This window comes from Corynebacterium accolens (genome assembly GCF_023520795.1).
In the GTDB taxonomy this organism is placed as follows: Bacteria; Actinomycetota; Actinomycetes; order Mycobacteriales; family Mycobacteriaceae; genus Corynebacterium; species Corynebacterium accolens.
This window is the reverse complement of record NZ_CP046605.1, coordinates 802,589-816,491: the sequence shown is the minus strand read 5'-3', so window position 1 is coordinate 816,491 and position 13,903 is coordinate 802,589. Positions and strand designations below refer to the sequence as shown.

General features: G+C 61.2%; 10 protein-coding genes. 5 read left to right on the top strand and 5 right to left on the bottom strand.

Annotation, left to right across the window (positions count from 1 at the left end; translation table 11 throughout):
• Positions 1-6: 6 nt before the first annotated feature.
• From CACC_RS03935 to CACC_RS03920, 4 genes are read right to left on the bottom strand one after another with little or no spacing between them, the layout of a single operon-like run.
• Positions 7-987, bottom strand: a complete 981-nt coding sequence (locus CACC_RS03935) for a hypothetical protein (RefSeq protein ID WP_244262170.1) — start codon at positions 985-987, stop codon at positions 7-9.
• Between the two features lie 31 nt (positions 988-1,018).
• On the bottom strand, positions 1,019-2,551 hold the full coding sequence (purH, locus tag CACC_RS03930; RefSeq protein ID WP_005279898.1) for a bifunctional phosphoribosylaminoimidazolecarboxamide formyltransferase/IMP cyclohydrolase: 1,533 nt from the start codon (positions 2,549-2,551) through the stop codon (positions 1,019-1,021).
• Between the two features lie 27 nt (positions 2,552-2,578).
• The gene (purN, locus tag CACC_RS03925) at positions 2,579-3,187 is read right to left on the bottom strand and encodes a phosphoribosylglycinamide formyltransferase (RefSeq protein WP_198012733.1); all 609 of its coding nucleotides are present in this window, start codon (positions 3,185-3,187) and stop codon (positions 2,579-2,581) included.
• Positions 3,188-3,209: 22 nt separating this feature from the next.
• Positions 3,210-4,955: a cell division protein PerM gene (locus tag CACC_RS03920; RefSeq protein ID WP_050755835.1), complete on the bottom strand. Its 1,746-nt coding sequence runs from the start codon at positions 4,953-4,955 to the stop codon at positions 3,210-3,212.
• 518 nt (positions 4,956-5,473) lie between these two features.
• Here CACC_RS03920 and CACC_RS03915 point away from each other — a divergent pair.
• Both CACC_RS03915 and CACC_RS03910 read left to right on the top strand, forming a co-directional pair.
• On the top strand, positions 5,474-6,229 hold the full coding sequence (locus CACC_RS03915) for a M23 family metallopeptidase (protein ID WP_035108599.1): 756 nt from the start codon (positions 5,474-5,476) through the stop codon (positions 6,227-6,229).
• A gap of 805 nt (positions 6,230-7,034) precedes the next feature.
• On the top strand, positions 7,035-7,793 hold the full coding sequence (locus CACC_RS03910) for a M23 family metallopeptidase (RefSeq protein ID WP_005279895.1): 759 nt from the start codon (positions 7,035-7,037) through the stop codon (positions 7,791-7,793).
• Here the strand turns inward: CACC_RS03910 and pcrA are convergent.
• Complete coding sequence (gene pcrA / locus CACC_RS03905; protein ID WP_035108598.1) at positions 7,790-10,333, bottom strand: DNA helicase PcrA; 2,544 nt, start codon at positions 10,331-10,333, stop codon at positions 7,790-7,792. The two genes, CACC_RS03910 and pcrA, sit on opposite strands and share 4 nt — an antisense overlap.
• Before the next feature lie 97 nt (positions 10,334-10,430).
• On the opposite strand from pcrA, the gene CACC_RS03900 reads away from it, so the two are divergent.
• The 3 genes from CACC_RS03900 (at position 10,431) to pgi (ending at position 13,901) form a co-directional block, all read left to right on the top strand.
• Complete coding sequence (locus CACC_RS03900; protein ID WP_005279891.1) at positions 10,431-10,754, top strand: chorismate mutase; 324 nt, start codon at positions 10,431-10,433, stop codon at positions 10,752-10,754.
• 65 nt (positions 10,755-10,819) lie between these two features.
• Positions 10,820-12,166, top strand: coding sequence for a Na+/H+ antiporter family protein (locus tag CACC_RS03895; RefSeq protein WP_005279889.1), 1,347 nt, complete (start codon positions 10,820-10,822; stop codon positions 12,164-12,166).
• Positions 12,167-12,263: 97 nt separating this feature from the next.
• A complete protein-coding gene (gene pgi, locus CACC_RS03890; RefSeq protein WP_005279888.1) occupies positions 12,264-13,901 on the top strand; it encodes a glucose-6-phosphate isomerase in 1,638 nt (545 codons plus the stop codon).
• Positions 13,902-13,903 lie beyond the last annotated feature (2 nt).

The following is a 13,903-nucleotide window of genomic DNA, read 5'->3' as shown; positions in this document are numbered from 1 at the left end:
GTGGGGCTAACAAGCTGGGGTGGGCCAAGCTATTTCGGCCTTGGAGAGATCGAGCGCCATGCCCGAAAGTAATGGTTGGGCGGAGGCGTACTGACCATCCGGGGCCGAGGCGATGAGTGCTACCGCCACCTCGCGGCCGCCGATGGTGGCAAGACCCATCTGCCGCACATCATAGCCGCCGGCGATATCTGGGCCCCAGCCGCCTTTGAGGGCGGCACCCTCTAGGTTACGCAGGCCATAGCTTTGGGCGGGGTCGGGCGTAGACATCGCGGTGAGGATGGGTTCGGCACCGTTGACGCAGCGCAGCTTTGCCATGAACGCGGCCTGGTCGCCCACGCTCCACTGCGTTTGCCCGAAGGCGCTAAATTCCGGGCGGGTGACCTGGCTTTGTACCTGGGTGGTGGTATCGCCGGCCTCGGCAAGCACTTGTTGCGCGGCCTGGGCGGCTTGTGCGCCGCCACCGAGTGCGTCCCAGGCGGATTGCGCCGCCTCATTATTGGAATAGGTAATCGCAGATGTCACCACGTCGGGGCCGATGAGCCCTGCGCGATGGGGCGCGATGAGCACCGGAACCTTGGAGGTGGACCAGGCGGTTTCGGGCGCGGTGCGCCCGGCGGCAATGGTGGTGGTGCCATCCGATACCGCGATGCCTACATTCCCGTAGTTGGCGGCGATGCGGTCGAGTTCGCGCTGCAGGTCACCAACCACAGCCGCCCCGTCGGCACCGGCTGAGTTCGCGGCATCGGATTGGGCATCAGCCGGCGCAGCCTCATCCTGCGCTGCGGCATCGCGAGGGCTATCCTTCGTATCCGCCGCGCTCTCCGCGGGGCGCGACGTTTCCTGCTTGGCGATGCCCGGCTCGGATCCCGTCTCCTGCTCGCCCTGCCCGCACGCGCTAAGACACAGCGCCCCCGCCACAAGTAGGCCGCCGAGCGCCATGCGCTTCGGTGCAGTACGCCTCGGCGCGGTGCGGGTGGGTGCGGGCATAACGAGGATCCTTAGGTTTCAGGCGCTATCGCTAGTGCGCGAAGTGGCGCGTTCCAGTGAGATACATCGTAACACCAGCGGCCTTAGCTGCCTCGATAACTTCTTCATCGCGGATGGAGCCGCCGGGCTGGACAACGGCTTTGACGCCGGCATCGAGAAGCACCTGCAAGCCATCGGCAAAGGGGAAAAAGGCATCGGAGGCGGCGAAGGAGCCTTGGGTGCGGTTGGTGGCATCGGCAAGCGTATTGGCGCGCTCGACCGCAAGCTTGGCGGAATCCACGCGGTTGACTTGGCCCATGCCCACGCCCACGGTCGCGTTGTCCTTAGCCAGCAAAATCGCATTGGACTTGACCGCGCGCACAGTGCGCCAGGCGAATTCGAGCTGGGCCAAGTCCTCGTCGCTCAGGGCCTCGCCCGCTGCCAGGGTCCAGTTTTCGGGCTTATCGCCCTCTGCCTGGTAGGTATCCGGCTCTTGGCGCAGCACGCCGCCGGAGATGTACTTGCGCTCCTCGCCCTGCTTTTCTGGCTCGGCCAAAAGCACGCGCAGGTTCTTCTTGCTCTGCAGGATCTCCAGCGCCTTATCCTCATAGGCGGGCGCGACGATGACCTCGGTGAAAATGCCCTTGACCTGCTCAGCCATCTCCTCGCTAACCGCGCGGTTAACGGCGATGACGCCGCCAAATGCGGACATTGGGTCACAGGCATGCGCCGCGCGGTGGGCCGCAGCGATGGACTCATCCGATACGGCGATGCCGCACGGGTTGGTGTGCTTGATAATCGCCACGCAGGGGCGCTCGTGATCCCAGGCCGCACGCCAAGCAGCATCGGCGTCCTGGTAGTTGTTGTAGCTCATCTCCTTACCGTTGAGCTGCTGGGCGTTGGCCAGGCCCTTGGTGCCAATCCGGGTGACGGTGGCGGCCTGGTGGGAATTCTCGCCGTAGCGCAGCGAGGTGGTCTCCTCGCCATCGCTGAGCTGGTCAACGAACCATGCGGAAACCGCCGCATCATAGTTAGCGGTGTGAAGGAAGGCATCGCGAGCGAGGCCACGGCGCTGGTCAAGGCTAAATCCACCCTCTTCAACGGCCTGGGTTACCTCGCCATAGCGCGCCGGATCTACGACCACGGCAACGGACGGGTGATTCTTGGCCGCCGCGCGCACCATGGAAGGCCCACCGATATCGATCTGCTCCACGCATCCATCGAAGTCCGCGCCGGAGGCGACCGTTTCCTGGAAGGGGTACAGGTTCACCACGACGAGCTGGAAGGGCTCTACCTCAAGCTCGTTGAGCTGCGCCAGGTGGTCTTCCTTGCGGGTATCCGCCAGGATTCCGGCGTGCACGCGCGGGTGGAGCGTCTTGACGCGGCCTTCCAGGCACTCGGGGAAACCGGTGAGCTTTTCTACCGGGGTGACCTCGATTCCCAGGTCAGCAATCTTCTTGGCGGTGGAGCCGGTAGAGACGATCTCTACGCCTGCCTTATCAAGTGCGCGGGCCAGATCCTCCAGCCCCGTCTTGTCGTACACGCTAATGAGTGCGCGCTTTACCTGCTTGCGGTCTTCGCTCATGAGGAGGATTAAGCCTTTCGAAAAGTCTTAGTCTGCGAGTTGAATAAAAAGTTCCTCGCCGCGGGGCTGCGCCGCGCGCAGCACATCGACGATGAGTTCGCGCTCTACCTTTTTAATGCGTTCGTGGAGGCTGGCCTCATCATCATCTGCCCGCACGGCCACCGGCCGCTGCGCAATGATGGAACCGGTATCCACGCCCGCGTCCACGAAATGGACGGTAGAGCCTGTGACCTTCACGCCGTATTCCAACGCATCGCGCACCCCGTGCGCGCCCTTAAACGCAGGCAATAACGCCGGGTGGGTATTGATGGTGCGGCCTTCGAAGCGGCGGAGGAAGCCTTCCCCCAAAATCTTCATAAAGCCTGCAGAAACAACAATGTCTGGCTGGGCAGCATCTACTGCATCAGCCAGACATGTATTCCATTCGGCACGGTCCGCACCCATTTCCACGATCTCGGTATCGATACCGCGTTCTCGGGCGCGTTCAATACCTCGACACGGTTTATCCGCAACCACCTTCACCACTTGGTATCGCTCATCCTGGGCTTCCAAGATGGCTTGCAAAAGCGAGCCCGTCCCAGAGACAAGCACGACAACTCGTAGGCGGTCAGTAGCTGCAGTAGCGCGTGGTGGCATCGGTGAAGTCACGCGCTATAGCCTAGTCCCTCTTCCCGCTTTCAGTAGAATCTGCCGCGTCAGGCTTGCCCTCATTTGCGTCCTCTTCCACGAGCTCGCCTTCCAGGATCTCGGGGTCTTCAGCCGCTTCGCGCTCGCTGCTTTCCGATGCCCCTTCTTCCCCACCATCTCCCGCAGTACTCTCCGCGTCATCGCCGTCGTCGCTGTCTTCAACGACCTCCCCTTCGATGACCTCGTCGACGGTGTCTGCGGTGTCCGTGGATTCTGCGGCAGCGTCATCGTCGTCGGCTGCGTCGTCCGCGTCATTCGCTGCTGACTCGGAGTCCTCACCGTCGCCAGATTCTGATTCGTCCTCGTCCGTTTCGCTCTCGTCCAAATCGGCATCAGCATCGTCGCCGTCAGCCTCGTCGGCCTCGGCCTTGTCCGCGTCAGATTGTTCTGCGTCAGTGGTGTCCTCAGAAGCGGTATCTTCTGCCGACTCTGCAGTGTCTTCTGAATCCTCTTCAGAGGCCTCCGCCGCCGAAGAATCCGCTTCAACTGCGCGGGCGTCCCGCCAGTTCATAAGCGCAAAGGCTGCCGCGACGGCCAAGCCCACGACGGCGATCCATAGCGCGGCAAGGCCAGCAGCCGTCCACAGGTGTGGTCCGGTGTGGCCGTAGTAGCCAAGCGTGCCGCTGACCAAATAGCACGCGAAGAACATGATGACCGCGGTAGCCACCGTGGCCGCGAGCACCTTTTGGAAGGACGGGCGCTTCTTATACAAGGACATCGTCGCCGCGATGAGGGGAACCACCATGAACACGACCGCCCAGCCGGGTGAGGACGCTGGGATGCCGCCGGTAATGGGCAGTGGCGGCAGCGGAACAAGGTGGGTGCTAAAGAGGCTTACCTGCGCCTCCCCTGCTGAAAACTCCGAGCCCACCAGCACTGCCCCGGTGCTGACGATGGCGTTGGGGATATACAGCAGGCTCAACAGGATGAGGGTGAAAACGCCCAGCCCAGAGATGGAAGGGTACTCATCCATCATCTCCCCCTGGCGCGAGAAGTTCACGATGAAGATGAGCACGAAGACCACGGTCGCGCCAATGGCGAGGTAGGCGAGGTAGCGCAGGGCGATAAGGGCGGCATCGACAAGCAGCGGCGGGGCACCATAGCGCTTGGCCAAGGCGCGCCACAGGCGGGTACCCATGCCGGCTGCCATCGCCGCTAGGTGCACGACGATGACGCGAGCAAGCGCAGCAGCGAGGTTCGGCGGGGATACGTCGAAAACCTTGCCGGCATCCCACAACATCACCCAGGCAATGCAGGTCAGTACCACCGGCACGCCCATCACGCAGGCGACAAGAATAGCCAGATCCTTCACGCTGACTTTGTGTTTTACCGCGGCGCGCACGCGCACCGCCACCACCGTGGCGAGGATGAGGGCGGGCAAGGCGGGGAGGAACGACAGGTCCACCCCGGCCGCAGATACCGGCGCGAGGTTAAAGACCATCCACGCTTCCGCCACGATGGTGGGCAGCCACGCAAGGGGCGAGCCAAAAAGCAAAAGCGCGCCGAATGCGAGCGCCACAATAATAAGGACGACAATAATATTCGGCAGCGCCGCCGACATGAATAATTGGCGGATGCGCCCCGCCTTCGTCAGCGGGGCCGGCGTGCGACGGGCCTTCGCCTTCGACCCAGCTTTGCGGGCGACGCGTTCTGCGGAATTATGCGGCTTCTGCGTCGCGGTGGCATGCGGTGCACGAGGGGCGCGCTCTGTCTGCACTGTCCGGCCCCGCGCCTGGCTACGCGGGCGGGGCGTTGACCGAGATTGGGGGCTGGTGTTTTTGTTCATCGGCGTCCACTTTGCCACCTTTTGCGCGCGGTATCGGGGTGGCGCGACGAGGCACCTCCAAAATCACCGTGGACTTGTTCAGTAACTACTGTAGACATATATATAAGGAATAAAGTTTTAACTCTTATCCCCCACTGGTCACAGTAATTACATGCCATTGCATTTCCACGGCAGGACGTTACAGTGCACCATTACAGCTTCGGGGTTACCGCGGGGGCTTGGTTTTAAGAGATTTATATCGCACTATGCGCCACAACTTTCCATAACGTGCCTGCATGTAGGCTTATTCCAGACTGGCGCGAGAAAAAATTCATTTTTGGCTTGCTGTTATCTTTTTGAGACGCTACTGTTACATCTCGTTGGTAACAAGAAGGTCACAATCTCGTAACTAACCCAGAGACGGTGTAACGCTCTTTTTGAAGATTGTGAAAGACACGAAAGAAGATTTAATGCGAAGCAAAGTTCAGCGTGGCGCCGGCCGCCATCGCAAGATTGTCACCTCGCAGACCACCAAGGGCCGTATCGCTGTCATGACCGTTGCAGCCGGTGCCGTGTCCACCGCCGGCGTAGGCGGCGCAGCTGCCGCTAACGTTGAATCCAACAACGCTGCACCTTCCACCACCACGACGCAGTCTGTTGACTACAAGCTTGCCGCTGATACTTCCGAGGTCAACAACACCCCAGCCGGCTCCTCTGATGCTGCACCACAGATCCTCAACGTGGCTGAGGCAAAGCCGGTTACCAATCTGGTTGACCAGCTGAGCAAGTCCATCCAGGCTTCCGCTGACCGCGCCGCCGAGGACCTTGCCGCTCGCGCTCCTTCCATTGCTCGCCCCGCTGAAGGCGCCTTCACCTCTGGCTTCGGCCCGCGCTGGGGCTCCTTCCACTCCGGCGTGGACATCGCCAACGCCGTTGGCACCCCCATCCTTTCCGTCATGGACGGCACCGTTATCGATTCCGGCCCGGCCTCCGGCTACGGCCAGTGGATCCGCATTCTCCACGATGACGGCACCATGACCGTCTACGGCCACATGCAGACCCTCGATGTTGCCGTGGGCGAGCACGTGCACGCTGGCCAGAAGATCGCCGGCATGGGTTCCCTGGGCTTCTCCACCGGTTCCCACCTCCACTTCGAGGTGCACCCGAACTCCGGTGACGCCGTTGACCCACAGGCATGGCTGGCCGAGCGAGGCATTCAGCTCTAAGAGCCTTCTTTCCTTCTTGTTAAAGCGCCGCAGATAACCTCTGCGGCGCTTTTGCTATGCCTAGACCCCAATAAGCTCCACTCGCCCGCAGTCCCCACGACAAGCCCCCTCGTGCGGAGCCACAGCTCCACCTTCGCCCGCCAGAGGCGATCTCCGCGATGGAGATAGTTCTACCCCGCCCAGAGGGCGGATTGCGGTCCAAAGAGCGCTAGAAAGCCGCATAGCCGCCCTCCAGGGCCCATATGAGCCCCCTAGGGTCCCCATAGCCACCCAAGCCTCCACATCGCGGGATTAGGGCCCCTCCATTCGCCCTGAGCGCCGTTGAACCGCACGAGAGCACATACACGCGGTACCGGGAATTATCACCGGGCGCGCGCCGCCATAAAAGAGCCGCCAATGCAGCCCTCAAAATATCCCCACCGACTGCCAGTTAAGTCCAGCATCCAGCCTTGTCGCAGGTAGATGGCAGTTTTCTAGCTTGGTGCCAGTAACCCCCCTCTCCCCACCCCCGGCAGTCACCCCCAGAGCTTAAACCAGTACTTCAAACCCGCAACTTTGGCCACTTTCGTAACACGCGCAACAAGCTGGCATGTTCGAAACTTTTCGAATTAACGCCTTTTCTACCAGCATTTTTACAGATTGCGCGGCCTCTATGGGCAGGCTAACTTTTAACTCGTTGCCACAAGCGAACGCTAAATGGGGTATTTCCATTCCTCGGCGTGTCGCAGAGGGCAGTTGAAAGACGCCAAACCTTTAAGGTTTGCGCGCCTCGAGACCATGCACAGCCATGAAAAGGACTTAAACTATGAAGCGCATGAACCGCGCACGCAGGAATGTAGCGCTAAGCATCGTTACGCTTGGCACCGTTTTTGCTACCGGCACCTCCGCTTTTGCTGCTGATCCAGTGGCCAGCGTGGACGTTTCCAATGGCTCCTCTGAGCCGCAAGCAACCAACGTTGATAACGCGGGCGTTATCGACGCCGCCGTCGGCTTCGCAAACGCCGCCGCCGGTGTACTAACCGGCAAAGACGTCCCGGAATTTAGCCCGAACGAATCCGGCGGGATCAACATCATCTTGGACCCCTCCTCCGTTCCTGGTCTACGGGAAGCCTTCGCTCCCGAGGGCGACCGCTCTGGACTGACCCCTCAGCGCAGCCGCGATGCTGCCGGCAATACGGTGGTCTTTCCCACCTCCGGCACGTTGACCTCCGGATTCGGTATGCGCTGGGGCGCGATGCACAACGGCATCGACGTGGCTAACCCAGTCGGCACCCCGATCTACTCCGTCATGGACGGCACGGTCATTAACTCCGGTCCGGCACAGGGCTTCGGCAACTGGATTCGCATCCAGCACGTCGATGGCAGCATCTCTGTCTACGGCCACATGTCCGCCAGCTCGCTGCGCGTGAACGTGGGCGACCACGTTTCTGCGGGCGACCACATCGCGGACATCGGCAACGAGGGCCGCTCCACCGGCCCACACTTACACTTCGAAATCCACCCAGGTGGCGGCGCGGCCGTTGACCCAGTGGGCTGGTTCAACGAGCGCGGGATCTCGGTCTAGAGCTTTTCCATCGGCACACCACCGATGAGCATGAGCCGCACCTTGCCGGAGGAACCAAAGTCCACGGTCACCGTGGCGCGGGCACCGGAACCGGCCGTTTCAATTACGGTTCCGAGCCCGTACTTGGCGTGGTTGACGCGGTCTCCCACAGCAAGGTTGAGGTTCTTATTCTTCGGCATGGAATTAGCTGCAGGCTGGCGAGTGCGTTGCGAAGGGGAAGACGTAGCGCGCTGGCCAAACCCAGCACCCCCACCACCGGAATAGGCGCCACTAGAACCGCGGCGATAGCTCCGGCCATATTGATAGTCATCGGCTCCCCAGGAACCGGTGAGGTCACTATCGGAATCCTCTCGCCGCCAGTCGATGAGATCCTCTGGGATCTCGGCGAGGAAGCGACTGGCGGGATTGGTCACCGGATTGCCCCACGCAGAGCGCAAGATGGCGCGCGTGAGGTACAACTTTTCACGGGCGCGGGTGATGCCCACATAGGCCAGGCGGCGTTCTTCGCTTAATTCCTTCGGGTTACCCAGTGAGCGCATGTGCGGGAATTGGCCGTCCTCCCAGCCGGCGACAAAGACGACGGGAAACTCCAAGCCCTTGGCCGTATGCAGGGTCATCATGGTCACTACCCCAGTCTCAGAATCCGGGATCTGATCCGCATCTGCGACCAGGGAGACCTTTTCCAAAAAGGCCTGCAGCGAGCCCGGCGCGGCTTCGCCTTCTTCTAATAGCTCATTGGGATCGACCGCATCCGCCCCGGCGGCGGCCAGCTGGTTGGCGGCCTCCGAGGTAAATTCGCGGGCCACGGATACCAGCTCATTGAGGTTATCGAGGCGCGCGCCATCCTGCGGGTCGTTGGATTTTTCTAGCTCCGCCTTATATCCGGTGGCATCCAGGATGGCGGTGAGCAGTTCGCCCAGATCGGGCTGGCCGGTCACCTCATCGCGCATGCCGGGGATTTGTGCGCGGATGCCCTCCATCATGTCGTTGAACTTGGTAACGGCATTGACGGCGCGGGTGCCAAGGCCGGGGACGTCGCCCCGGGGGACATCGGCAAGCGCCTTGCCAAAGCTTATCCCCTGGTTTTCCGCGTGCAGGGCAATCTGGCCCTGGGCCTTATCGCCGATGGCGCGCTTGGGAACATTGATGATGCGGCGCAGGCTCACCGTATCGTCGGGGTTATCCATAATGCGCAGGTAGGCCACCATATCGCGGATTTCGCGGCGTTCGTAAAAGCGCGTCCCGCCCACGACCTTATAGGGAATGCCGGAGCGAATGAAGATATCCTCCAGCGCGCGGGAGGAATTATTGGTCCGGTACATCACGGCGATATCGGAATAGCTGTGGCCCTTATCCGCCAGCGCGTCGATCTCTGCGGCGATAAAACGGGCTTCATCGTGTTCGTTATCCGCCACATACCCCACGATGGATTCGCCATCGCCGTGCGCGGTCCACAGGTTTTTCTCCCGGCGGTTCTCGTTTTTCGCAATCACGGCATTAGCCGCGTTCAAGATGGTCTGCGTGGAGCGATAGTTCTGCTCCAATAAGATGGTGTGCGCCTGCGGGTAGTCGCGCTCGAATTCCTCGATATTGCGGATGGTGGCGCCGCGGAAGGCATAAATGGACTGATCGGAATCACCCACCACGCACAACTCTGGGGCATCAGGACCCAGCTCGCCCTTGCCCACGAGCGCTGCTACCAGCGCGTACTGGGCGTGGTTGGTGTCCTGGTACTCATCAATGAGCACGTGCTTAAACCGCCGGCGATAAAACTCCACTACCTGCTTGTGCTCGGTGAAAATGCGCACTACTTCCCCGATGAGGTCATCAAAGTCCACCGCATTGGCCGCGCGCAGGCGGCGCTGGTACTCGGCGTAGACATCCGCCACGGTGGTCTCAAAGGGGTTCTTGGTCTGCTGCGCCTTGTCGGCTGCCTCGGCCGGGCCCACGAGCTCGTTTTTGTGGTTGGAGATCTGGTTGGCCAGCACGCGCGGGGTGTATTTCTTCAGATCCAGCTGCATGTCCTTGGCAATCATGGATAGAAGCCTGCGGGCATCGTCGCCATCATAAATGGTGAAGTTGGTATTAAGCCCCGGCACGAGCTGGGCGTTCTGGCGCAGGATGCGCACGCAGATGGAGTGGAAGGTGGATACCCACATGCGCTCGGCCACCGGACCGACCAGGGAACCCACGCGCTCCTTCATCTCTGCGGCGGCCTTATTGGTAAAGGTAATGGCGAGGCTTTCCCACGGGTTTACCCCGCGGTGGCGCATGAGGTACGCGATGCGGCGGGTAAGTACCGCGGTCTTGCCAGAACCCGCGCCGGCGACAATCAGCAGGGGCCTGCCGGTATGGGTGACCGCCTCTAATTGCTGTGGATTCAAACCTTGGGTTAAAGGATCGGATTCCGCGGGCCTTGGCGTGCTGCCAAAGGGGTTCTGCGGCTCGGGCTGGCTAGGGGCGAAGCCGCCGCGGGAAGCAGCACCGGATACGGGTTCGCGCGGGGTAGAAGTTGGGCTAAATGGAGAGTTATTCGTCATAATGCCTACCAACCTACTAGCCCCACCGGACATGGCCCGTATTTGCGGCATACCCTGCGCTTTCTAAATACCCGACCAAGTGGCACAATAAGGGACCATGACCGCTGAAGATAATGAATCCATCGTTGACAATGGCTTGGATATCCGCACGCCCACCGGCACGGATGATCCCCTATCTGATGCGGAAATCCAGCAGTATCGCGAGGAAATCAACCGCCTTGACCAAATCATCTTGGATGCCGTCAAGCGCCGCACCGAGGTCTCCCGCGCGGTGGGTCGCACCCGCATGAGCTCCGGCGGCACGCGCTTGGTGCACACCCGCGAGATCGCCATCCTCAATGAGTTCCGCGCGGAGCTTGGCGAGGAAGGCCCCACCATCGCCTCTGCCCTGCTGCGCATGGGGCGCGGCCGCCTGGGCTAAAGCCACCACTCAACCCCTCGGATTAATTACGAGCTCACCCATACTATGCAGTACGCTTTCGGGGCATGAACGCAGTACTCATCGCCGTCATCGTCATGCTCGCGCTTGCCCTCCTGCGCGTGCACGTGGTGGTGGCGCTTTTCATCGGTGCAATCGTCGGCGGCCTCCTATCCGGCATGGGCCTCGATGCCACCATGGTTGCCTTCCAGGACGGGCTCGGCGGCGGCGCCAAGATTGCCTTAAGTTATGCCCTCTTGGGCGCCTTCGCGATGGGTGTTGCCTCCGCCGGGCTGCCGCAGATCTCGGCCAACTTTCTCATCGCCAAGCTCGGCGGCACCGGCGAATTAGATCCCAAGGCCGCGGCCACCACCAAGTGGATGCTCGTTCTTGGCCTTATTGCCATGGCCGTGATGAGCCAGAACCTCATCCCCGTCCACATTGCCTTCATCCCGCTGCTTGTCCCGCCGCTATTGGCGGTGATGAATAAGCTCAAGCTGGATCGCCGCCTTATCACCACGTGCCTGACCTTCGGCCTTATCACCACCTACATGTTCATTCCGGTGGGCTTCGGGTCCATCTATTTGAACGATATTTTGCTCTTCAATATTGAAGAGGCGGGTCTGGATACCTCCACTATCAATATTATGCAGGTCATGGCCATCCCGGCCCTGGGCATGCTCGCCGGCCTGCTCATCGCCATCTTTTTCAGCTACCGCGCCCCACGCGAGTACGAGGACCGGCCCATTGCCGCCGAAGAGCACCAGGAAACGCCCTCGCGGTATAAAATCTGGGTTTCCATCCTGGCGATTATCGCCACCTTTGCCGTCCAAATCATCATGCAGGCGCTCGATTTCGAATCTGATGGCCTGCTCGTCGGCGCCCTGACCGGCCTGGGCATCTTGCTCATCTCCGGCGCGGTGGATTGGAAGCACGCCGATGACGTATTTACCAACGGCATGAAAATGATGGCCCTTATCGGCTTTATAATGATCACCGCGCAGGGCTTTGCCTCAGTCATGACGGCGACGGAGGAAGTCGGCCCGCTTGTCGATGCCACCGCCAACCTCTTTGGCACCAATAAGTTCCTCTCCGCAGGCGCCATGCTCTTGGTCGGCCTAGTGGTCACCATGGGCATCGGCTCATCCTTTTCCACCCTGCCGATTATCTCCGTTATCTACGTTCCCCTGTGCGCCTCGCTCGGCTTTAGCCCCGCGGCCACGGTGGCGCTCATTGGCACGGCAGGCGCGCTTGGCGATGCCGGCTCCCCCGCCTCCGATTCCACCCTCGGCCCCACCGCCGGCCTCGGCGCCGATGGCCAACACGATCACATCCGTGACTCCGTCATCCCTACCTTTATTCACTTCAATATCCCACTTCTAATCGCCGGCTGGGCGGGCGCGCTCATGCTCTAAATGCCACACTTCTCACGGTGCCGTTGGCACTCATTCTCGACTACGGTGGGAGGGGTACACATTGCCAATGCGCTCGTCGCCAGAAAGGCCAATTGCCATGGATATCACCGCATCGTCCCAGTGGAAAGACCTGGTCAAGGTTTATGAAGAAAAGCAGGACATGCGCCTGCGCGAACTCTTCGCCGCAGACGCAAACCGCGCCGAGAACTACACCTTCGACGCCGCCGGCCTGCACGTGGATTTATCCAAAAACCTCATCGATGAAGACGTCCTCCAGCACCTGGTCGAGGTAGCCCGCGCCGCCGACGTGGAAGGCCGGCGCGATGCCATGTTTGCAGGCGAGCACCTCAACAACACCGAGGATCGCGCCGTGCTGCACACCGCGCTGCGCCTGCCGGTAGAAGATGACTTGCACGTCGATGACCAGGATGTCGCCGCCGATGTCCACGAGGTTTTGGGCCGCATGCGCGATTTCGCCACCGCCCTGCGCTCCGGTTCCTGGTTGGGGCATACCGGCCACACCATCAAAAAGGTGGTCAATATCGGCATCGGCGGTTCCGACCTCGGCCCGGCCATGGCCGCACAGGCCCTGCGCTCTTATGAGGTGGCAGGCATTTCCGCGGAGTTCGTCTCCAACGTGGATCCCGCCGATATGGCCGCCACCTTGGACGGGCTCGATGCCGGCTCCACCCTCTTTATCGTCTCCTCCAAGACCTTTACCACCCAGGAAACCCTGACCAATGCGCACGCGGCCCGCCGCTGGCTCATCGAACAATTCGATGGCGATGAATCCGCCGTAGCCAAGCACTTCGTGGCCGTATCCACCAATGCGGAGCAGGTGGAGAAATTCGGCATCGATACGGATAATATGTTCCCGTTCTGGAATTGGGTGGGCGGGCGCTACTCCCTCGATTCCGCCATTGGCCTGTCCTTGATGTGCACCATTGGCCCGATGGACTTCATGCGCTTTTTGGAAGGCTTCCACGCCATGGATGAGCACTTCCGCACCACCCCGCTAGAGCGCAATGTGCCCGTACTCATGGGCTTGCTGGGCATCTGGTACACCAATTTCTTCGGCGCCCAAACCCACGCCGTTCTGCCCTACTCGCAGGACCTCGGCCGCTTCCCGGCCTACCTGCAGCAGCTGACCATGGAATCCAACGGCAAGTCCGTGCGCCGCGATGGCACCGCAGTGACCACTGGGCAGACCGGCGAAATCTACTGGGGCGAGCCGGGCACCAACGGCCAGCACGCCTTTTACCAACTCATGCACCAGGGCACCCGCCTCATCCCAGCGGACTTCATCGGCTTTGCCCGCCCCAAGGAGGACTTCCCCACCGCGGACGGCACCGGCTCGATGCATGACCTGCTCATGGGCAATTTCTTCGCCCAAACCAAGGTGTTGGCCTTTGGCAAGACGGCAGAAGAAATCGCTACCGAAGGCGTTGAGGAAGACCTCGTGCCGCACAAGGTCATGCCGGGCAACCGCCCTACCACCACGATTATGGCCGAGGAGCTTACCCCCTCCACCCTGGGCGCGCTCATCGCGCTCTACGAGCACATCGTCTTTACCCAGGGCATCATCTGGGATATCAATTCCTTCGACCAATGGGGCGTGGAGCTGGGCAAGCAGCAGGCCAATGACCTGGCCCCTGCCGTCTCCGGCAGCCAAGAGGTAGATTCCGGCGACCAGTCCACCGATAAGCTCATCGGCTGGTACCGCGCCAACCGTTAGTT